Below are 20,940 nucleotides of genomic sequence, written 5' to 3' on the forward strand. Positions count from 1 at the left end.
ACATGGCGCGACGCGGTTCGGTGTGGACGGCGGCCGTGCGCACGCCGGTGGGTGCGTGTTCGGCGGTGCTGCTGGCCCTGGTCGTCGTCCTGTCGGTGCTGGCGCCGCTGCTGTGGGGTGACGGCGCGGCCGCGATCGACACCGACGCGATCGGCCAGGGCCCGTCCGAGGCGCACCCGTTCGGCACCGACTCCCTCGGCCGCGACCTGCTGCTGCGCACCCTGGTCGCGACCCGGCTCTCGGTCGGGCTGGCCGTGCTCGCCACCGTGATCGGCGCCGGCACCGGCGTCGTCCTCGGGACGCTGCCGTCCGTGCTGCCCCGCCGGGTGAGCCGGTTGCTCACCGCGGTCGTCGACATCGCGGTCGCGTTCCCGGGCCTGCTGCTGGCGCTGTTCCTCGCGGTGATCTTCGGTGTCGGCACGCACGGCGCGGTGCTGGCGATCGGCTTCGCGATGGCGCCGGCGTTCGCCCGGCTCGTGCAGACGCTGTCGGCGTCGGTGAGCGGGCGCGACTTCGTCGCCGCGGCCCGGATCGCCGGCGTCGGCCGGGCGCGGCTGCTGGCCCGGCACGTGCTGCCGAACATCGGCGAGCCGCTCGTGGTGAACGCGACCATCAGCGCGGGTTCGGCGCTGCTGGCCTTCGCCGGGCTGTCGTTCCTCGGGATCGGTGTGCAGGCACCGGACTACGACTGGGGACGGCTGCTGCGCGAGGGCCTGGACGGCATCTACGTCAACCCGGCGGCCGCGCTGGGGCCCGCGGCGGCGGTGGTGCTCGCCGGGCTGGCGTTCAATCTGGTCGGCGAGACGGTCGCCGCGGTGGTCGGGGTGCGGACGCGCGTGACCCGGCGCGGGGCACCGCCGCTGCCGGCGGCGCGGCCCGCGCTCGGCGAGCAGCCCGCGGACGCCGTGCTCGTGGTGGACAACCTCCGGGTGGCGTTCCCCGGCCCGGACGGCTGGACGGTTCCGGTGCGCGGGGTCAGCTTCAGCGTCCGCGCCGGCGAAGCGATCGGCGTGGTCGGCGAGTCCGGCTCCGGCAAGAGCCTGACCGCGCTGGCCGTGTCCCGCCTGGTCGAAGCACCCGGCGTGGTCACCGCCGACCGGCTCGAGTTCGCCGGGAAGCCGCTGGCGGCCGCGTCGGACCGCGAGCTCGGCACCGCACTGGCCATGGTCTTCCAGGACCCGATGACGTCGTTCAACCCCGCCCGCCGCGTCGGCGGGCAGCTGGCCGAGGTGTCCGAGCAGCACCACGGCCTGTCGCGGCGCCAGGCGTTCGCCCGCGCGGTGGACCGGCTGGCCGCGGTGCGCGTCCCGGCCGCCGAGCGGCGCGCCCGGCAGTACCCGCACGAGTTCTCCGGCGGCATGCGGCAGCGGGCGATGATCGGGATGGGGCTGATGGGCCGGCCGAAGCTGATCGTCGCCGACGAGCCGACGACCGCGCTCGACGTCACCGTGCAGCGGCAGGTGCTGCGCCTGCTGGCCCGCACGCGCGAAGCCGAGGGTGCGGCGATCCTGCTGATCAGCCACGACATCGCCGTCGTCGCCCAGACCTGCGAACGGATGCTGGTGATGTACGCCGGCCGCATCGTCGAGGACCTGCCGACCGGGAGCCCGGCCCAGCACCCGTACACGCGGGCGCTGCTGGCCACCACGGTCGACCTCGACACCGACCGCGACCAGCCCCTCGAGGTGATCCCCGGCCGGCCGCCGGAACCCGACCAGGTGCCCGGGGGCTGCGCGTTCGCCGCCCGGTGCCCGCTGGCGTCCGAGCGCTGCCGCGCCGAGGACCCGGTGCTCGAACCGGCCGCGGACGGCCACCGGGTCGCCTGCTGGCACCCGCAGCTCACCGTCCTTTCCGGACAGTCCCATGAGGAGGGTGCCGCATGAGTGAGCCTGCGAACGAATCATTCAACACTGCGCCTGCCGCTCAGGCGGCGCCGAGCGTCAGCGAGGCGCGCGCATGAGTGCGCTGGAGTTCGACGCGGTGAGCGTCCGCTACGGCCGGCTGACCGCGGTCGACGGCGTCAGCCTGACCGTCCCACCGGGACAGGTCGTCGGCCTGGTCGGCGAGTCCGGCTCCGGCAAGTCGACCCTCGCGCGGGCGGCGGCCGGGCTCGCCCCGGTCAGCGCCGGACGGGTGCTGCTCGACGGCGTCGACGTGCGCCGGCTGCCGCGGCGGCGCCCGCTGCAGATGGTGTTCCAGGACCCGTATTCGTCGCTGGACCCGCGGATGGCCGTCGGCGAGTCGATCGCCGAGGCGATGCCGCCGGGGACGTCCCGCACCGCGCGGCGGGCCGAGGTCGCCCGGCTGCTCGAACTGGTGAACCTGGACCCGGACCGCGCCACGGCGCTGCCCGGCCGGCTCTCCGGCGGGCAACGGCAGCGCGTCGCGCTCGCCCGCGCGCTGGCGGGGCAGCCGAAGGTGCTGATCGCCGACGAGATCACCTCGGCGCTCGACGTCTCGGTGCAGGGCGCCGTGCTGAACCTGGTCCGGGAGGTGCAGCGGCGGCTTTCGCTGTCGATGCTGTTCATCTCGCACAACCTCGCCGTGGTGCGGTACGTCAGCGACGTCGTCGCGGTGATGTACCTCGGCCGGATCGTCGAGGCCGGGCCCGCCGCTCAGGTGCTCACCGATCCGAAGCACCCCTACACGCGCGACCTGCTGGCCGCCGCGCCGTCGGCGCGCCGGAACCTGCTCGACAGCACCGGCGACGACGCGCTGGCCGACACCGAACCCGCCGACCCGCACCACCCGCCGTCCGGCTGCCGCTACCACCCGCGCTGCCCGATCGGGCCGCTCGTGCACCCGGACCGCACCGTCTGCGTCACCGCCGACCCGGCCGGCGACGCGGCGGACCGGTCCCACTCCGCGGCGTGCCACTTCGCCGCCGCCCATCCCACGAGGAGATCCGCATGACCCGACGTCCCGGCATCGACGACCTGTACGCCCTCGAGTTCCCCGAGCAGCCGGCGCTCTCGCCCGACGGCACCCGGATCGTCTACGTGCTGCGCACCGCCGACCGCGACAAGGACGAGGACACGCGTTCGCTCTGGCAGGTCCCCGCCGGCAGCGGCGAGGCCCGCCGGCTGACCCGCGGCCCCGCCGACCTGGCGCCGGCGTGGTCGCCGGACGGCACCCGGCTCGCGTTCCTGCGCGCCGAGGACGGCCCGGCGCAGCTGTGGCTGCTGCCCGCCGACGGCGGCGAGCCCGAGCAGGTCACCACGCTCCCGCTCGGCGCGGGCACGCCCGTCTGGCGCCCGGACGGCGCCGAGATCGCCTTCGCCGCCCCGGTCGACCTCGACGCGGACGAAGGCGAGGACGATGCCGCCCGCGCCCGCCGGGCGGGTGCCCCGGTGGTCGCCGACCGGGTGGACTTCAAGGCCGACGGCGCCGGCCTGCTGCGGACGCTGCGCAAGCACGTCCACGTCCTCGACGTCGCCACGGGCGAGGTCCGGCGGGTGACGTCGGGGGACTGGCATACCGGCGACCCCGCCTGGTCGCCGGACGGCCGGCTGCTGGCTTTCCCGGCGGGCCCGGAGGCCGACGCCGACCTGACCTTCCGCTCCGGCGCATACGTCGTCGAGCCAGGTGACCGGGGGAGCGAGCCGCGGCCGGTCGGTTCCGGCGACGGCATGTGCGGCACGGTCACCTGGACCGCCGACGGCACCGCGCTCCTCGCCGTCGGCCGCCGCGACACCGCGCCCGGGCACCTCGGGCTCCTGCGGATCCCCCTCGACGGCGGGGAAACCACCGATCTGGCCGCGCCGCTGGACCGGAACGTCATGCCCGGGGCGGCCGGGTACCCCGGCGCCCTTCCCCAGCTTTCCGGCACTTCCGTGCTGTTCTGCGCCCGCGACCGCGGCTACACCCACCTGTACGCGGTCGAGGCCGGGGGCGGCGAGCCACGGCTCGTCTTCGGCGGCACCGGGAACGCCGTGGTCGCGATGTCCGCCGCCGGGGACACCGCGGCCATCGTGCTCGCCACGCCGTCGTCCTACGGGGAAATCGCGACGGTCGACGTCAGCGGGGGAGCGGTGGAAGTGCGCACCGCGCACGGGCCCGGCGACGTCGAGCCGTACCTGCGCGAGGAGCGGGAGTTCACCGTCTCCGACGGCACGACCGTGGCCGGCTGGCTGCTGCGCGACCCCGCCCGCACCGGCCCGCGGCCGCTGCTGCTGGACATCCACGGCGGCCCGCACAACGCCTGGAACGGCACCGCCGACGCCGTGCACCTCTACCACCAGGAGCTCGTCGCCCGCGGCTGGGCGGTGCTGCTGCTCAACCCGCGCGGCAGCGACGGCTACGGCGAAGCGTTCTACACCGCGGCGGTCGGCGCCTGGGGTGTCGCCGACGCCAAGGACTTCCTCGAGCCCCTCGACGTCCTCGTCGCCGAGGGCGTCGCCGACGCGCGCCGGCTCGCGGTGGCGGGCTACAGCTACGGCGGCTTCATGACCTGCTACCTGACCAGCCGGGACGACCGGTTCGCCGCGGCCGTCGCGGGCGGGGTCGTCAGCGACGTCGTCAGCCTGGCCGGCACATCCGACAGCGGCCACTACCTCGGCGTCGCCGAACTCGGCGCCATCCCGGCGGAGAACCGGGCGCGCTACGCGGCCCTTTCCCCGCTGGCGCAGGTGGAGAAGGTGCGCACGCCGACGCTCGTGCTGCACGGCGCCGCCGACGACCGGTGCCCGGCCGGGCAGGCCGAGCAGTGGTTCACCGCGCTGCGCGAACAGGGCGTGCCGACGCGGCTGGTGCTCTACCCCGGCGCGTCCCACCTGTTCATCCTGGACGGGAAGCCGTCCCACCGGACCGACTTCAACCGCCGCATCGTCGACTGGGCCGAGCAGCACGCGGGCGAGCCGGGCCGGCCGGCCCGGGTGCCGCTCGACGCCGCGCACTGGCGGCGGCGCCTGGCCGAGCTCGCGCGCAAGCACCGCGTCCCCGGGGCGTCGCTGGGCATCCTGCGCGGCGACGACCAGGTGCTGGCGAGCCACGGCGTGCTGAACACCGCGACCGGCGTGGCGGTGACCGACGAGTCGGTGTTCCAGATCGGCTCGATCACCAAGGTCTGGACGGCCACGGTGGCGATGCAGCTCGTCGACGAGGGCCTGCTGGACCTGGACGCGCCGGTCGCCGACGTGCTGCCCGAGCTGCGGCTGGCCGACCCCGACGTCACCAAGCAGGTGACACTCCGGCACCTGCTCACCCACACGAGTGGCATCGACGGTGACGTCTTCACCGACACCGGCCGCGGCGACGACTGCGTGGAGAAGTTCGTCGGGCTGCTGGCGGAGGTCGCGCAGAACCACCCGCTCGGGGCGACGCTGTCCTACTGCAACTCCGGGTTCGTGCTGGCCGGCCGGGTGATCGAGAAGCTGACCGGGCAGACGTGGGACGCGGCGCTGCGCGAGCGGCTGTTCACCCCGCTCGGCCTCACCCATACGGGCACGCTGCCGGAGGAGGCGCTGCTGCACCGCGCGGCGATGGGCCACGTCTCAGTGGGCGACGGCGAGCCCCAGCCGGCCCCGGCGTGGGGCTTGCCGCGCTCGGCGGGCCCGGCGGGGCTGATCACCGCGACCGCGGCGGACGTCCTGGCGTTCGCCCGGATCCACCTGGTGGGCGGCCTCGACGTGCTGTCGGAACCCACGGCGGCGGCGATGACCGAGTGGCAGGCGGACATGCCGGACAAGCACACGCTGGGCGACTCGTGGGGTCTCGGCTGGATCCGCTTCGACTGGGACGGCCACCGCGTCATCGGCCACGACGGCAACACGATCGGGCAGTCGGCGTTCCTGCGGCTGCTGCCCTCGCACGGTCTGGCTGTCACGCTGCTCACCAACGGCGGCAACACGCGCGACCTGTACGAGGAGCTGTACCGGGAGATCTTCGCCGAGCTGGCGGGCGTGGCGCTTCCTGCGCCGATCGCGCCGGCTGCCACGCCGCCTTCCGTCGACTTCGCGGAGTTCCTCGGGGTCTACGAGCGCGCGTCGATGCGGATCGAGGTGTTCGAAGGGGACGAGGGCCTGCGGATGCGGCAGACGATCACGGGCCCGATCGCGGCGCTGGTCCCGGAACCGACCACGGAACACGATCTGATCCCGATCGGCGAGTCCCAGTTCGCCTTCCGCGAGCCCGGGGCGAAGTCGTGGATTTCGGCGACGTTCTACACGCTGCCCACGGGGGAGCGGTACCTGCACAGCGGCGTCCGCGCGACCCCCAAGGTGTCGGCATGAGCCGGATCACGTCGGGGAACACCGGCGGCGCCGGGGCGTTGTAACGGGTGTCGGTACGGCGGTGTCCCCGGGCCTCACCCCTTGCCTTCACGGAATACCTGTCATGACGGAGCCGTGTTGTGCCTTTCGCCGCGAGGCGACCCCCGTACCGACGCTCGTCTCCCGCTTCCGCTCGCAGGTTCCCCCCAGCCTTCGCCGAGCGGAAGCGGGCCTTTCCTTCAGTGCTCCGAAGTGGACTGTGCCATCGGACCGCGCCGGATCAGCCAGCTGCCCGCGAACGCGACCAGCCCGACCAGCGCGGCCACGATGAACGCCGCCCGCAGGCCCGAGGCGTCCGGGCTGCTCGCTGTCGCGTCGTGGCTGCCCAGCGTCGCGATGCTCACGAACATCGCCGTGCCGAGCGCGCCTGCCACCTGCTGCAGCGTCGAAAGGATCGCGCTGCCGTGGGAGTACAGGTGGCCGGGCAGCACGCCGAGGGCCTCGGTGAACAACGGCGTCATCATCAGGCCGAGCCCCGCCATCATCAGCACGTGGATCCCGATCACCGCGATCAGCGGCGAACCCGGCCCCAGCACCGCGAACAACCCCAGCGAAACGGCCATCGCGGCCGCCCCGGGGATGACCAGCGGGCGCCCGCCGACCTTGTCGAACAACGCGCCGACCGGACGGCCCAGCAGGCCCAGCACCAGCCCGCCCGGCAGCATCGCCAGCCCGCTGACGAACGTGCTCGCGTGCAGCACCGTCTGCAGGTACAGCGGCAGCATGATCGCCGCCGCGCCGATCAGGCAGACGAACAGCAGCGCCGTCAGCACCAGCGCGACCACGAAACTGCGGTGCGTGAACGGCCGCAGGTCGAGCAGTGCCCGGTCCCGGCGCTGCAGCCGCAGCTGGCGCCAGACGAACACGGCCAGCGCCGCGACGCCCACGACGACGGGCACCCAGCCGGGCACCAGCGGCTCGGCCCCGGCCTGCTCCCCGCCGGCCGACAGGCCGTACAGCACCCCGCCGAATCCGATCGCCGACAGCAGCACCGACGGCACGTCCAGCGGCACCCGGCGGCGTTCGCCGTCCAGCCGCAGCAGCAGCGCACCGGCCACCAGCGCGGCGATCGCCAGCGGCAGCACGATCCAGAACATCCAGCGCCAGCCCAGCGAAAGCACCGCGCCGCCGATCGTCGGCCCGATCGCCGGCGCGACCGCGATGACGATGGTGATCGTGCCCATCGTCGCGCCGCGGCGCTCCGGCGGCACCAGCCGCATCACCGTCGTCATCAGCAACGGCAGCATCACCGCCGTGCCGCACGCCTGGATCACCCGCCCGGTCATCAGCAGGCCGAACCCGGGCGCGAGCGCGCACACCAGCGTGCCCAGGCTGAACGCCGACAGCGAGAAGAGGAACACCTGCCGCGGCGAGAACCGCTCCAGCAGGAACCCGGTCGTGGGAATGACCACGGCCATCGTCAGCAGGAACCCGCTGGTCAGCCACTGCACGGTCGTGGTGGGCACGCGCAGGTCGACGGTCAGGTCGCGCAGCCCGACGCTCAGGATCGTCTCGTTGAGGATCATCACGAACGCGGAAAGCACGAGAACCCCGATGAGGAGTCCCGAGCGCGCCGGAGCGCGGTTCACGTCGGCGGGCGGGGTGGACACGGTTTCGGTCATCGGGGTGGGACTCTCCTGGTCGGCCGGGACGGCCGCGGGGCACACGGGACGTCCCTCGCAGTGTGCCCGTTTCGGGCCGTTCCTGTCAGGCGGTTTTCGGTGAACCGGACCCCCTGCGAGCCCCCTCCGCGCGTCCGATATGCTTCCGCCAGTACGAAGTTCCGCAGCGCGCGATTAGCTCAGCGGGAGAGCGCTTCCCTGACACGGAAGAGGTCACTGGTTCAATCCCAGTATCGCGCACCACGAAGTCCACCCCCGGATTTCGTGGAAGTTCGTACCACGGGCGATTAGCTCAGGGGGAGAGCGCTTCGTTCACACCGAAGAGGTCACTGGTTCGATCCCAGTATCGCCCATTCCGTTCGGGGAGAGCCCTGTTCGCGCAGTTCGCGAACGGGGCTCTCTTCATTCTGTGTCCTGTGGGGGCCGAGCCCCCACACCCCCGCCGGGGGCACGCCCCCGGACCCCCGCGTCTGGTTGCGTTGCGTCGGTGGGTGCGGGTTTGATCCACTTCGGACTGTTTCGATCTTCGGTTACAGCAGGCGGCGTTGTAGTACGTCGGCCATGATCGTGCTCACCGTGGTTGTCAGTTCCTTCTCGTCTGGGAGAGTTCCTCGGCGGCGGCCTGCGAAGAGCAGGTGGGCCGCGCCTATCAGGGACAGGGACAGGGAGTCCACCTCGGCGTCCGCTGCTATGCGGCCCTGTTCGCGCTCGGCTGACAAGTAGGCTTTCAGCATGGCGCGGGCCTCCGTCAGGATCGGGAGGCCGCCTTCCTTGCGGAGGCGGGTTCGGAGCTCGTCGCGGAAGAAGATCAAGCTCGTCAGGGCCAGTGAGACCGGGTCGAACAGGTCTGTCAGGGCGTCGGTCAGGTTTTCCGTGACCGTTCGGGTGCCTGCTGCTGCTTCGAGGAGGGCGGCCTGGTCCGCCAAGCGGGTGATGCGGTCGCGGACCAGGTCCGCCAGGAAGTCGTCGAAGTCCGCGAAGTGGCGGTGCAGGACACCCTTCGCCACGTCCGCCTCCGTGGTCACCGCGCGGCTGGTCAACGCGTTCGGGCCGTCGCGGAGCAGGACCCGCTCGGCCGCGTCGAACAGCTGCTTGCGCACGTCGCGCAGGTGGACCCCGGTCGGCATGCCCCCATTCTCCGGTACAGCCGGTGGTTGTCCTAGTGGGCAAGTGCCCATTAAAGTGGGCGCATGCCCACTCAACCTCATGAAGCTCGGACGATGGCGGAATCCTTCGGGAGCGACGCCGGACGCTACGACCGGGCGCGCCCGGAGTACCCGCGCGAGCTGGTGGACCGGATCGTCGCCGCCAGTCCCGGGAGTGACGTCCTCGACGTCGGCTGCGGCACCGGCATCGAAGCGAGGCAGTTCCGCGACGCGGGCTGCCGGGTGCTCGGCGTCGACCCCGACGCGCGGATGGCCGCTTTCGCCCGCCGCGGCGGGATCGACGTGGAAGTGGCGAAGTTCGAGGACTGGGCGCCGGCCGGGCGGACCTTCGACGCCGTCGTCGCCGGGCAGGCCTGGCACTGGGTGGACCCGGTGGCGGGCCCGGCCAAGGCGGCCCGGATCCTGCGGCCCGGCGGGCTGCTCGCCGTGTTCGCGCACGTGTTCCAGCCGCCCGAGGCGGTGGCGGACGCCTTCGCCGCGGCGTGCCGCCGGGTGCTGCCGGGCTCGCCGTTCGCGGGGGAGTCCCGGCCGGCCGCGGACATCTACGACGTGATGTTCGCCGGCTTCGCCGACGCCATCGCGAAGGCGGACGGCCTCGGCGCCCCGGACCGCTGGCGGTTCGCGTGGGAGCGCACCTACACGCGCGACGAGTGGCTGGACTTCCTGCCCACGACCGGCGGGTTGACGCGGGTGCCGCCGAAGGAGCTGGCGGCGCTGCTGTCCGAAGTCGGCGCGGCCATCGACGACCTCGGCGGGAGCTTCGTGCTGCCGTACACGACGCTGGCGGTGGTCGCCCGGAAGCCTTGACGGCCCGGCCGCCCGGACCCGACCCGGGCGGCCGCCGTGATGTCCCGCCAATCACGCGTGATGTCCCGCCAATCACACGAAATCCGCGCTCGATCACGCGAGTTCCGTGTTCCCGCCCGTCCCCGGCGGCTTCGCCGGGCTCAGGCGGGCGCGATCGGCCCGAGGAACGTCCCGCCCGAGACGTCGAGCGTGCGGCCGGTCACCCACCGCCCGTCCGGGCCGGTCAGGAAGCCCACGACGTCGGCGACGTCTTCCGGCTCGCCGATCCGGCCCAGCGCGGTCATCGCGGTGAGGCCGGCCGCCGCTTCCGGGATCGCCAGCATCGGCTCCGTCATGTCGGTGCGGATCGGTCCCGGGGCGACCGTGTTCACCGTGATCCCGCGGTGGCCCAGCTCGTTCGCCAGTGTCGGGGCGAGTGCTTCGACGGCGGCCTTGCTGACCGTGTAACCGAGCTGGCTCTGCACCGCGATCCGGGTGGCCATCGAGCCGACCGTGACGATCCGGCCGCCGTCGTTCAGCAGCGGCAGCAGCCGCCGGATCAGCAGCAGCGGTGTCTTGACGTTGATCGCCAGGAGCCGGTCCAGCTCCTCCTCCGTCAGCTGCCCGATCGTGCTGTGCGAGCCGATTCCCGCGTTGTTGACCAGGATGTCCAGGCCGCCGCCGAACTCCGCGGCGACGACGTCGGCCAGCCGGTCGACCGCCCCGGCCTCGCCGAACCGGGCCGCCACGGGGAACGCGCGGCCGCCCGCCTCCTCGATCAGCGTGACGGTTTCCTTGGCGGCCGCTTCGTTGCCGCCGTGGTGCACGGCGACCACGGCGCCGTCCGCCGCCAGCCGCCGGGCGATCGCGCGGCCGATTCCCCGCGAAGCCCCCGTCACCAAGGCGTTCCTGCTCGTCATGTCCGCTCCTCCGGGCCGGTGCCGGGCCGTGGTGGCCCGGCGTCGACCCGAAGGTTTCCGCTTCGTGCTGACCGGACGTGCACCGTGCGCGCACCGCCGCGAGCGCCGCGGTGCGCGCACGGTCAGCGGCCGGCGGCGACGGCGGGCTCCGGGCGGGTGAGCGCGGGGGACCACCGCGGCAGGAACGCGGCGACGGCCAGTGCGAGCAGCGCGGCCGCCGACCCCATCCCCAGCACCAGCCGGAAACCGTTCTGCGACGGCAGGGTCGCCGGGCCGAACGAGACGGTCAGCCGGGCGAGGACCAGCCCGGCTGTGGCGCTGGAGACCGACGTCCCGATCGACCGCATCAGCGTGTTCAGGCTGTTGGCGGCGGCGGTCTCCGACACCGGCACGGCCCCCATGACCAGCGCCGGCATGGCGCCGTAGGCCAGCCCGATCCCGGCGCCGATGACGCACGAGATCAGCACCAGGTGCCAGGTCGCGCTCATCAGGACGACGCCGAGGGCGTACCCCGCCGCGACGACCACCGCGCCGAGCATCAGCGTGGTCTTCGGGCCGCGGGTCCGCGTGATGCGTGCGGACACCGGCGCCAGCGCCATCATGACCAGCCCGGAGGGCGCCATCACGAGCCCCACGACGAGCATCGACCGGCCGAGGCCGTACCCGGTGGCCGCCGGCAGCTGCAGCAGCTGCGGCAGGACGAGCGACATCGCGAACATCGAGAAGCCGAACACCGCGGACGCGATGTTCGTCAGCAGCACCTGCCGCCGCGCGGTCGTGCGCAGGTCCACCAGCGGCTGCCGGGTCCGCAGCTCCCAGCGGCCCCACAACAGCAGGACCACGACGGCCACCGCGAACAGCCCGAGCGTCGCGCCGCTGCCCCAGCCCCAGTCGGCGCCCTTCGAGATCGCCAGCAGCAGGCACACCAGCGCGACCGAGAGCCCGGCCGCACCCGGCACGTCGAACCGGCCGCCGGTGCGGACCGGCGACTCCGGCACGAGGGCGACGACCAGCCCGGTGACGACGACCCCGAGCCCGGCCGCGGTCCAGAACAGCGCGTGCCAGTCGGCGTTCTCGGCCAGCAGCGCCGCCGCCGGCAGCCCCAGCGCGCCGCCGACGCCCAGCGACGCGCTCATCAGCGCCGTGGCCGAGCCGAGCCGTTCGGCGGGCAGCTCGTCACGCATGATGCTGATCCCGAGCGGGATGACGCCCGCGGCGAGGCCCTGCAGGGTCCGCCCGGCGACCATCGGCACGAGGCTGTCGGAGAGCGCGCCGATCGCCGAGCCCACGACCAGGGCACCGAGGCTGATGAGCAGCATCCGCCGCTTGCCGTACATGTCCCCGAGCCGCCCCATGGTCGGCGTCGCCACCGCGCCGGCGAGCAGGGTGGCGGTGATGGCCCAGGTGGCGTCGGCCGCGGAGGCGTGCAGGAGCCCCGGCAGGGCCGGGATCAGCGGGATGACCAGCGTTTGCATCAGCGATACGGTGATGCCGGCGAGGGCGAGGACCGCGACGACAAGGTTCGCGCGCGGCGACGCCTCTCCGGCGGCTCTGGGTGGAACGGGCACGAGCGGTCCTCCGAACGGATAATTAAATCAGTCGCTTGACTTAGCGTAGCAGCCTTCGGTTGACTGCTGACGAACTGACGGCCACCGCGGAGGAACGATGACGACCACCGAGATTCCCGAGTTCCCGATGCCCCGGGCCGCAGGCTGCCCGTTCGACCCGCCACCCGCCGCCCGCGCGCTGCAGGAGGAGACCCCGCTCGCCCGTGTCCGGCTGTGGGACGGCAGCACGCCGTGGCTGGTGACCCGCTACGCCGACCAGCGGGCGCTGCTGGTGGATCCCCGGGTCAGCGCCGACATCACCCGGCCCGGGTACCCGAGCCCCGCGCCGTTGCCGAAGGGCGGCACCGGGTTCGGCTTCATCCTGATGGACAACCCGGAGCACGCGCGGCTGCGCAGGATGGTGACGGCTCCGTTCACGATCCGCCGGGTCGCCGCGATGCGCCCGGCCGTGCAGCGGATCGTCGACGACCTGATCGACGAGCTGCTCGCCGGCCCGAAGCCGGTGGACCTCGTCGAGGCGTTCGCGCTGCCGGTCCCGTCACTGGTGATCTGCGAGCTGCTCGGCGTCCCGTACGCCGACCACGGCTTCTTCCAGGAGAACAGCAAGGTCATCGTCCGCCGCGACGCGAAGCCCGAGGAGCGGCTGGCCGGGCACCAGGCCCTGATCGGCTACCTCGACCGGCTGGTCGGCGCGAAGCTCGAGAATCCCGCCGACGACCTGCTTTCCGGGGTCGCCGCCCGGGTCGCGGCGGGCGAGCTGACCCGGGTGGAAGCGGCGCAAATGGGCCTGCTGCTGCTCGTCGCCGGCCACGAGACGACGGCGAACATGATCGCGCTCGGCACCCTGGCCCTGCTGGAGCACCCGGACCAGTTGGCGCTGCTGCGCGAAAGCGACGATCCGGTGCTGGTCGCGTCGGCGGTCGAAGAACTGTTGCGCTACTTGAACATCACGCACAACGGGCGTCGGCGCGTCGCGCTGGAGGACATCGAAATCGCCGGGGAGACGATCCGCGCGGGCGAGGGCCTGATCATGGCGAGCGACATCGCCAACCGCGATCCGGAGGTCTTCCCGGACGGCGACCGGCTGGACCTGACCCGCGACGCGCACCGCCACGTGGCCTTCGGCTTCGGTGTCCACCAGTGCCTCGGGCAGCCGCTGGCCCGGCTGGAGCTGCAGGTCGTCTACAGCACGCTGTACCGGCGGATTCCGACCCTGGCGCCGGCCGTCGAGCTCGGGAAGATCCCGTTCAAGCACGACGGATCGGTGTACGGCGTGCACGAACTGCCGGTCACCTGGTAGCTCAGACGCTGCGCAGCACCGACACGACCGCGCCCAGGATCACGGCGCGGTCGCCGTCGATGACGTCGTAGGCGGGGTTGCGGGGCTCGAGGTAGACGTGCCCGTCGCGGCGGCGGTACACCTTGACGGTCGCCTCTTCGTCGATCATCGCCGCGACGATCTGCCCCGAGTGGGCCTCGGACTGCTGCTTCACCACGACGATGTCGCCGTCGCAGATGGCCGCGTCGATCATCGAATCCCCGCGCACGCGCAGCCCGAAGACGGTGCCGCGCCCGGTGAGGTCGCGCGGCAGCTTGAGGACGTCGTCGACGTGCTCGACGGCCGAGATCGGCGAGCCGGCGGCGATGTCGCCGACCACGGGCACCGGCACCGAGTCGCTGTCCTCGGGGGCGGCGGTGCCGTGCAGGAACGCGCGCACGTCCATCGGCCGCGAGACCCCCGCACCGCGGCGCAGGTACCCCTTGTCCTCCAGGCTCGCCAGGTGCTTCGACACCGACGACGTCGACTGCAGGCCGACGGCCTCGCCGATCTCCCGGGTGCTGGGGGAGTAGCCGTGCCGGACCACCCAGTCGCGGATCGCCACCAGGATCTTCTGCTGCCGCTCCGGCAGGATCGAGGGGTCGAGGTGCTCGAACGTGTCGTCGTAGGTGGTCACGGCCGTGATCCTAGGGGCAGCGGCCCGTCCCTCGCCGCCCGGTCCCCGGCACGCGGTCCCGCTGACCGGAACACCGGGTGACAGTTGGCGCCTTACCAACATGAACCAGGACTTTGCCAGCCGTTGACCTGGGTAACAATTGGACGTATGGTCTAGACCACAATTTTCCTTCGCTCGTAACCCTTCCGACGCGGCGGCCCACCCCGGCCGCGGCCCCGCCGTGCCCGGCGGCGGAAGGCGAGCCTGTCCCCGAAGGAGCTGGTATGAACCGCAAACTGGTCGCGGCCGCGGCGGGCGCACTCCTGGCCCCGGTGCTGGTGGTGCTGAACCCGGCGGGCATCGCGAGCGCACACGGCTACGTCAGCTCGCCGGCCAGCCGGCAGGCGCAGTGCGCCCAGCACACGGTGCAGTGCGGGCAGATCCAGTACGAGCCCCAGAGCGTCGAGGGCCCGAAGGGCCTCAAGTCCTGCAACGGCGGCCAGTCCCAGTTCGCCGAGCTGAACGACAACGGAAAGGGCTGGCGAGCGGCCCCGGTCGGCCGCACGGTGACGTTCACCTGGACCTTCACGGCCCGCCACCGCACGTCGAACTACCAGTACTTCATCGGCAGCGAGAAGCTCGCGGAGGTGAGCGGCAACAACCAGCAGCCCCCGGCGACGGTGGCGCACCAGGTGAACCTGGGCAGCCACACGGGCCGCCAGACGGTCCTGGCGGTGTGGAACATCGCGGACACGGCGAACGCGTTCTACGCGTGCATCGACCTGCAGGTGAGCTGAGCGGACACGGCCCGGGAGCGCGCGGGCTCCCGGGCCGTGCCGTCCATTGTGGAGGATTTAGGCTCGGCCGTGCGTGGACAGGCCCCGTTCGAGCAGCCGTCCGGGGTCGGGCAGGCGGTTCTGGTGGGCCGCGGCCAGGAGCGCGCGGGCCGCGTGGTGGCTTCCTTCGGTCGCGCGGGTGACGAGTTCGGTCCAGTGCTCGGACGCTGCCAGGAGATTTGCCAGTTCACGGTCGGCCCAGTCCAGCCCGGTCCGGGCGGATTCGCGCAGCATTTCGAACGCTTCGCGGGAACGCCGGTTGGAGACGAGGTGACGGACCAGTTCGGCCCCCGCGTGCTCGTTGCCCGTCTCGGCCAATCGCTTGACCTGCGCGAAGTTGCCTGCGGCGGCCAGGCGCTGCGCGACCCAGCGCCGCGCCCACTCCGAGTCCCGGCGCGCGATGGTGAGTGCCTCCTCCCAGCAATCCAGGTCGGCCAGCAGGTCGGCGACCGCTTCCGGAATCTCTTCGCCAGAGCCGAAGGAGGCGGCGGCCGGTTCACTGAGCTCCCGCAACAAGCCGACCAGTCGTTCCCGGTGACCGTGCCCGAGCAGGGCCGCGGCCACCGCGCGCAACAACTCCGCGGACCGTGGCCAATTTTGAGGGATGATCGTGTTGATCGCGAGTTCCTCTTGGCCGTGCTGGACGAGCAGTTCCAGCAGATGGCCACTCGGGTTACCCCGCTCGGCTTCGGTGATCAGCCGGACGGCCTCCGGCACCTGACCGTCTTCGAGAAGCTGTTCGGCCAGGATGAGCGAGACGTCGGTGTCACCGACTTCCGCGAGAGCTTTCAGCCGGTCCAGTCGCCCGTGGTCGGCGAACTTTCGGGCGAGCCAGGCGCGAGACCAGTGGCTGGCGCCGGTCTGCGCGGCCGCCAGCGCCTCCTCCCAGCGTCCGGCGCCGGCCAGCAGATCGGCCAGAAGCTCGCCGATGGGGTCGGCATCCAGCACCAGGTGCCGCGCTGCCGTGATCACCAGCGGCCGCGCGGTGGGCTCCTCGTCGGCCAGTGAGTCCGCCGCTGTCCGGCCTCGTGCGATGAGCCGGCGGAGCAGGTCAACGGCCTCATCGGTCCGACCCGCTTCGACGAGCAAGCCGGTCAGCGCCCGCCACACCCATCGTGGGTCCGGACCGAGTGTGACCAGCGTTTCGAGGAGAATCTCGGCCTCGGACGTGCGGCCATTGTCGATGAGCATGGTGGTCACGGTCTGGTGGGAACGCCGGGACAGCCAGGTGAACGGACCAGGACCTTCGCCTTCGCCGCCCGCCTGGAGAACTGCCGCGGCCCGCTCCACCCGGCCGAACTCGGCGAGGACATCGACCAGGTCGCTCCGGTAGCCGGGGTCGACCAGCTCGAGGGCCCGCTCCATCAGCGGATCCGCGTAGCGGTACAGCAGACGTTGGTAGGCGTTTTCCGTGAGGCGCACCAGGTCCTCGGGGTGAGCCGTGTGGGTGACGCAGGCTTCCCACAGCTCGGCCGCGGCCGGCGTCCACCGGCGGGCCGCCCGGCCGTGCTGATCCAAGTAGTCGTGCAGCTCGTAGCCGTCGGGCGGCCCGGTGCCCGGCTGCTTCCGCCGGGCGACGAGCGCTGTCACGCCCAGCAACGCCTCGTCCGCCGCGCGCCTGAGGCCGCGAGAAAACCAGTCCTCTAGCGGATTCACCCGATCGCGTTCGCCGAGATACCCGCCCGCGGCGTCTTCGAGGAGGGCTCGCGGCAGGGGCTGGAGGTGGCCCAGGCGCCGGGCGTCGACGGCGGCGGTGAGGATCGCGGCGGCGTAACGGCCGTCTTCGTCGTCGGGGTGCTCGAAGAGCTCGACGAGCATCGGGCCGCCGGCCATCGTCTGGATCACCCGGCGGCCGTCGCCGGACGCCGACGCAGCGGCCGCGAGGCGGGGGTCGGCGGCGCCGGCGGCGCGGACGCGGGCCACCTCCGCCCGGCTCAGCTGCTCGGCGACCCGGATGCGGCGCGTGCAGTGCTGGAGCAGGGCCCTGGCGTTCGCGTGTTCGTCCCGTTGCCCGCTTCGGGGCTGCGCCACGAACTCGGCCCAGAACTGCGGCCACAGCGTGCCGACGATGGCGAAGGGACCGCCGTGGGAGCCGTCCAGGAGGTCGCGGAGGGCGGCCGCGGCGAGGTCGCCAGTCGGTCCGGACAGGTGGTTGTGGGTTTCGTTCAGCCACAACACGGTTCCGGCGGCGAGCCGGCCGGAGTGCAGCAGCCGCAGCAGGTCGTCGGCGGTGCGCGGGTACCACAGCGGCCAGTCGCGCAGGGTTCTGCTCGCCAGCACCGATTCGTAGAGCGCCCGCGTCTTGCCCGTCGACGATTCGCCGCTGAGCACCACCATCACGTTCGCCGAGACGTCGTCGAGGAGGCCGGCCAGTTCGTCGTCGTGGGAACGGCGGAGGTAGCCCGGCAGGTCCGGCAGCCGCGCACCGGCCGGCGCCCCGCCCACGGTGATCGCGCGGTGCACCCCGAGGTCGAACGGATTCCACCCGGCGATCGAACGCGCCGCGACCAGAGCCGGCTCCGCAGGCGCGGAATGCAGGTGGACGTCGCCGTGGACCGCACCGGCTTGCAGGATCGGGCCGGTCGAGCCGTGGACCCGGTTGCGGGCCGAAATCCGATCGTCCAGAATCCCGCCTCCTCGCGTGGCGTTCCCACCATAGCCGCGAAGACGCCGGGCCAGCAGGAAACCGCGGCTCGACGGACGCTGCCGAGCTAGGTCCGCAGCAGGCTCCCCAGCCACCCGGCCAGCACCTGCTCGACCTCCGTCCGGGTCCGTCCCCGATCCTCGGCCGCGGCGATCATCCTCGCCGCCTCCATCACGGCGCTCAACACCAGCTGCGCCAACGCCTTCACCGGCATCGGGACGATCAGCCCCGCCGCCCGGGCCTGCTCCAGCCGGTCGACCAGCAGCCCGAGCCCGTACTCCGCCTCGATCTCGCGCCACACCTCCCAGCCCAGCACCGCCGGTGCGTCCGTCAGAGAAATCCGGCGCACCTCCTCGCGCAGGCACGCGTCCAGGAACACGCCCAGCCCCTGCAGCATGCCGGTCAACGCGTCCGGGGTCCGGTCGAACGCCGTCGCGACCTCTGCGGTCAGCTCGCGCTCCAGCTCCTCCACCACCGCGCGGAACAAGCCCTGCTTGTCGGCGTAGTGGTGGTACAGCGCGCCGCGGGTCACGCCCGCTGCCCGGGTTATCTCGTCCGCCGGGACCGCCTGGTAGCCGCGGGCCGCGAACAGTTCGCGCGCCGCCGCGATCAGCGCGGCCTTCGTGCCGGCGGAACGGTCCTGCTGGGTACGTCGCACCCGCCTAATCTGCCATGGCGCCCGCGAACTCGACGACGTGGCGGGCCAGCGCGGCCGGCTGGTCCTCCGACAGGAACGTGTACGCGTCCGGGACCTCGACCAGCCGCGCGTCCGGGAACACCGCCGCCAGCCGGTGGGCCAGGCGGATCGGGAACAGCTTGTCCTCCGTGGCCCACGCGAGCAGGACCGGCCGGTCGAACCCGCGCAGCGCCTCGGCCGCGGCCAGCGTGTGCCGCGGGTGCACCTCCCGCAGCAGCTTCCGCAGGTCGCGGCGCACACCGGCCGACCGGCGCAGCGGCGCCAGGTACGCCTGCGCCACGGCGTCCGGCAGCGGCCGCTTGACCACCCAGCCGAAGAGCACCGGCAGCGGGTACAGCGCGCGGATCCGCAGCAGCTGCCCGAGCACCGCCATCGACCCGGGGATCCGGGCCAGCGGCGGCAGGGCGCGGAAGATCGGCGGGAAGAAGTACTCGAAGCAGTCCGACGGCGTCAGCACGACCCGGGCGACCCGCTCCGGGCGGCGGCTGAGCAGGATCTGCGTCAGCGCGCCGCCCGTGTCGTTCGCGACGAGCGTGACCTCGCGCAGGTCCAGCGCTTCGAGGAAGTCCGCGATCAAGTCGGCGTTGCCGGCGGGGGAGAGGTCGGCGTCCGCGCGCATCGGGACGTCGTGCGAACCCAGCGGCAGGTCCGGGGCCAGGCACCGGAACCCGGCCGCGGCGACGTCGGGGACCACCTTCCGCCACAGCTCCGCGTTCGTCAGCACCCCGTGGACGAACACCACCGGCGCGCCGGTGCCCCGCTCGCAGTACCGCACCTCGCCCGCAGACAGCCGGACGCGGTGCTCCTGACCCAGTGCTTCGCTGCGGTTCGTCATGCGCTCAGGTTAAATACATGGTGTATGTATGTAAATGTGTCAGGTGGCCACGGTGAAGCGGGTCCGGTGGTGCCGCGGCCGTTCCGCTTCGTCCAGCAAGGCGATCGCGAAGTCCTCCATCGAGATCGCGGACCGGCCGTCCGCGTCGACGAGCAGGTCGTCGCCGCCGAGGCGGTAGCGGCCGGTTCGCTCGCCGGGCTCCAGTTGCAGCGGTGGGCTGACGTAGGTCCAGTCGACGGTGTCGTCGGCGCGGTAGACGTCGTGCTGGGCTTGGCACGCCGCGGCGATCGGACGCAGGTCGGCGGGGAAGCCCGGCGCGTCGAGCACCGTCGTCCCGGCGGGGGTGCGCAGGCTCGCCGCCCCGCCGACAGCGATCAGCCGCACGCTGGTGCCGGCCAGGCCCTTCAGCAGGCTCCGGGTCACGTCGACGAGTTCCGGTTCCCGGCCCGGCGCCGGGCGGGTCGCGGTGATCACGACGTCCTGACCTCGGCTGAGTGAAGCGACGTCGGCGGGGTCGGCGGCGTCGCCGGTGCGCACGGCAGCCCCGGGTGGCAGGGCTTCGACGCGACGCGGGTCGCGGACGATCGCGGTGACTTCGTGACCCCGGGTGACGGCTTCGGTGACGACCCGGCGGCCGACGGCACCGGCGGCGCCGAACACGGTGATGCGCATGGAGTTCCTCCCAGTAGTTTCCTTAGTCCTAAGGAGTCTACCTTAGAGCTAAGATAACTCCCCGTGGAAGGGTGGGGAATTCACGGCGCAGGCGTCCGGCCACGCCTGCACGGCAGGGCGAGTTGGCGGATCTTTGGCCCTCCGGTGTCGGCTGGAGCCCCGTCGCCGCGTTTCCGGAGGACTGCATGAGCCCGTCCCGTTTCGACCGCCGAACCCTGCTCAAGACCGGGGTCGTCCTCGCCGGCGGGGCCGCCGCGATGACGGCGTTCCCCGGTGTCGCCGCCGCCTACGCGTGGCCGGCGTCGCTGCGTTCCGGCTCGACCGGCGCCGCCGTGCAGGAACTGCAGATCCGCGTCGCGGGCTGGGCGGCCGACGGTCCTGCGCAGACTTACGTCGCCGTCGACGGCGATTTCGGCCCGGGCACCGCCGCCGCGCTGACCCGTTTCCAGGCCGCCAACCACTTGCCCGCCAACGGAATTGCGGACGCCGACGACTTCGCGGCGCTCAACGCGCTGGAGTCCGCCGACGGCTCGACCGTCCACTTCGAATGGAGCGAGTTCACCTCTAGCGACGGCACCGGCTTCGGTGGCGGCAAGGTCGGTGCCGCGACGGTCAAGGAGAACGTGCGGCGGCTGATGTACAAGCTGGAAGCCCTGCGGCTCAAGGCGGGCGGCCGGGCGATCACGATCTCCTCGGGCTTCCGCAGCATCGCGCACAACCAGGCCGTCGGCGGCGCGTCGAACAGCATGCACCTCTACGGCGTGGCGGCCGACGTCTACGTCAGCGGGCTGAGCACCCGCCAGGTCTACGTCCTCGCCGAGGCCTGCGGGTTCTCCGGCCTCGAGCGCTACACGCTGTCGGACGCGCACCAGCACGTCGACAGCCGGGTCGAGTACCCCTACGGCTCGCAGAGCTGGTGGTGGGAGAGCGGCACCGTGAACTGACTGACGCGGTGATGCCCCGGACTTGGCTTCGGGGAAAGGTCGGATCC

General features: G+C 72.7%; 16 protein-coding genes and 2 tRNA genes. 9 read left to right on the forward strand and 9 right to left on the reverse strand.

All coding sequences use genetic code 11. The features are described from left to right. Positions 1–2: 2 nt before the first annotated feature. The 3 genes from AB0M93_RS04355 to AB0M93_RS04365 all read left to right on the forward strand — a co-directional run bounded on the left by AB0M93_RS04355 (position 3) and on the right by AB0M93_RS04365 (position 6,230). The gene (locus AB0M93_RS04355; RefSeq protein WP_364268266.1) at positions 3–1,883 is read left to right on the forward strand and encodes a dipeptide/oligopeptide/nickel ABC transporter permease/ATP-binding protein; all 1,881 of its coding nucleotides are present in this window, start codon (positions 3–5) and stop codon (positions 1,881–1,883) included. 73 nt (positions 1,884–1,956) lie between these two features. Then, a complete protein-coding gene (locus AB0M93_RS04360; protein ID WP_364268268.1) occupies positions 1,957–2,913 on the forward strand; it encodes an ABC transporter ATP-binding protein in 957 nt (318 codons plus the stop codon). Further along, positions 2,910–6,230, forward strand: coding sequence for a serine hydrolase (locus AB0M93_RS04365; protein ID WP_364268270.1), 3,321 nt, complete (start codon positions 2,910–2,912; stop codon positions 6,228–6,230). The genes AB0M93_RS04360 and AB0M93_RS04365 overlap by 4 nt, the downstream gene beginning before the upstream one ends. Positions 6,231–6,448: 218 nt before the next feature. Here AB0M93_RS04365 and AB0M93_RS04370 read toward each other — a convergent pair whose 3' ends face one another. Continuing rightward, positions 6,449–7,891, reverse strand: coding sequence for a DHA2 family efflux MFS transporter permease subunit (locus AB0M93_RS04370; RefSeq protein ID WP_364268272.1), 1,443 nt, complete (start codon positions 7,889–7,891; stop codon positions 6,449–6,451). A gap of 168 nt (positions 7,892–8,059) precedes the next feature. On the opposite strand from AB0M93_RS04370, the gene AB0M93_RS04375 reads away from it, so the two are divergent. Both AB0M93_RS04375 and AB0M93_RS04380 read left to right on the forward strand, forming a co-directional pair. Then, positions 8,060–8,134, forward strand: a tRNA-Val gene (locus AB0M93_RS04375). A gap of 38 nt (positions 8,135–8,172) precedes the next feature. Then, positions 8,173–8,244: transfer RNA gene (locus AB0M93_RS04380), tRNA-Val, on the forward strand. 177 nt (positions 8,245–8,421) lie between these two features. Here the strand turns inward: AB0M93_RS04380 and AB0M93_RS04385 are convergent. Further along, positions 8,422–9,018, reverse strand: coding sequence for a TetR family transcriptional regulator (locus AB0M93_RS04385; RefSeq protein WP_364268274.1), 597 nt, complete (start codon positions 9,016–9,018; stop codon positions 8,422–8,424). Positions 9,019–9,111: 93 nt separating this feature from the next. Here AB0M93_RS04385 and AB0M93_RS04390 point away from each other — a divergent pair, with 93 nt between their 5' ends. Beyond that, the gene (locus tag AB0M93_RS04390) at positions 9,112–9,864 is read left to right on the forward strand and encodes a methyltransferase domain-containing protein (protein WP_364268276.1); all 753 of its coding nucleotides are present in this window, start codon (positions 9,112–9,114) and stop codon (positions 9,862–9,864) included. Positions 9,865–10,004: 140 nt separating this feature from the next. Here AB0M93_RS04390 and AB0M93_RS04395 read toward each other — a convergent pair whose 3' ends face one another. Then, the gene (locus AB0M93_RS04395; protein WP_364268278.1) at positions 10,005–10,763 is read right to left on the reverse strand and encodes an SDR family oxidoreductase; all 759 of its coding nucleotides are present in this window, start codon (positions 10,761–10,763) and stop codon (positions 10,005–10,007) included. A gap of 122 nt (positions 10,764–10,885) precedes the next feature. Beyond that, complete coding sequence (locus tag AB0M93_RS04400; protein ID WP_364268280.1) at positions 10,886–12,331, reverse strand: MFS transporter; 1,446 nt, start codon at positions 12,329–12,331, stop codon at positions 10,886–10,888. A 97-nt stretch (positions 12,332–12,428) separates the two neighbouring features. Here AB0M93_RS04400 and AB0M93_RS04405 point away from each other — a divergent pair, with 97 nt between their 5' ends. Beyond that, positions 12,429–13,631 carry a cytochrome P450 gene (locus AB0M93_RS04405; protein WP_364268282.1) on the forward strand — a complete coding sequence of 401 codons (1,203 nt, stop codon included), beginning with the start codon at positions 12,429–12,431 and terminating at the stop codon, positions 13,629–13,631. Between the two features lies 1 nt (position 13,632). On the opposite strand, the gene lexA is transcribed toward AB0M93_RS04405, so the two are convergent. After that, positions 13,633–14,286 (reverse strand): transcriptional repressor LexA, encoded by a 654-nt coding sequence (gene lexA / locus AB0M93_RS04410; protein ID WP_364268284.1) that lies wholly within the window; start codon positions 14,284–14,286, stop codon positions 13,633–13,635. A gap of 263 nt (positions 14,287–14,549) precedes the next feature. On the opposite strand from lexA, the gene AB0M93_RS04415 reads away from it, so the two are divergent. Continuing rightward, positions 14,550–15,062 carry a lytic polysaccharide monooxygenase auxiliary activity family 9 protein gene (locus AB0M93_RS04415; RefSeq protein ID WP_364268286.1) on the forward strand — a complete coding sequence of 171 codons (513 nt, stop codon included), beginning with the start codon at positions 14,550–14,552 and terminating at the stop codon, positions 15,060–15,062. Between the two features lie 57 nt (positions 15,063–15,119). On the opposite strand, the gene AB0M93_RS04420 is transcribed toward AB0M93_RS04415, so the two are convergent. The 4 genes from AB0M93_RS04420 to AB0M93_RS04435 are packed head-to-tail and all read right to left on the reverse strand — an operon-like array spanning position 15,120 to position 19,949. After that, positions 15,120–17,840: a hypothetical protein gene (locus AB0M93_RS04420; RefSeq protein WP_364268288.1), complete on the reverse strand. Its 2,721-nt coding sequence runs from the start codon at positions 17,838–17,840 to the stop codon at positions 15,120–15,122. Beyond that, positions 17,813–18,403, reverse strand: a complete 591-nt coding sequence (locus AB0M93_RS04425) for a helix-turn-helix domain-containing protein (RefSeq protein ID WP_364268290.1) — start codon at positions 18,401–18,403, stop codon at positions 17,813–17,815. The genes AB0M93_RS04420 and AB0M93_RS04425 overlap by 28 nt, the downstream gene beginning before the upstream one ends. Before the next feature lie 4 nt (positions 18,404–18,407). Further along, positions 18,408–19,277: an alpha/beta fold hydrolase gene (locus AB0M93_RS04430; RefSeq protein ID WP_364268292.1), complete on the reverse strand. Its 870-nt coding sequence runs from the start codon at positions 19,275–19,277 to the stop codon at positions 18,408–18,410. Positions 19,278–19,316: 39 nt separating this feature from the next. Beyond that, the gene (locus AB0M93_RS04435) at positions 19,317–19,949 is read right to left on the reverse strand and encodes an NAD(P)H-binding protein (RefSeq protein ID WP_364268294.1); all 633 of its coding nucleotides are present in this window, start codon (positions 19,947–19,949) and stop codon (positions 19,317–19,319) included. Between the two features lie 185 nt (positions 19,950–20,134). Between AB0M93_RS04435 and AB0M93_RS04440 the strand changes: the two genes are divergently transcribed. After that, a complete protein-coding gene (locus AB0M93_RS04440; protein WP_364268296.1) occupies positions 20,135–20,893 on the forward strand; it encodes a D-Ala-D-Ala carboxypeptidase family metallohydrolase in 759 nt (252 codons plus the stop codon). Positions 20,894–20,940 lie beyond the last annotated feature (47 nt).

The sequence above is a fragment of the Amycolatopsis sp. NPDC051102 genome (assembly GCF_040682815.1).
In the GTDB taxonomy this organism is placed as follows: Bacteria; Actinomycetota; Actinomycetes; order Mycobacteriales; family Pseudonocardiaceae; genus Amycolatopsis.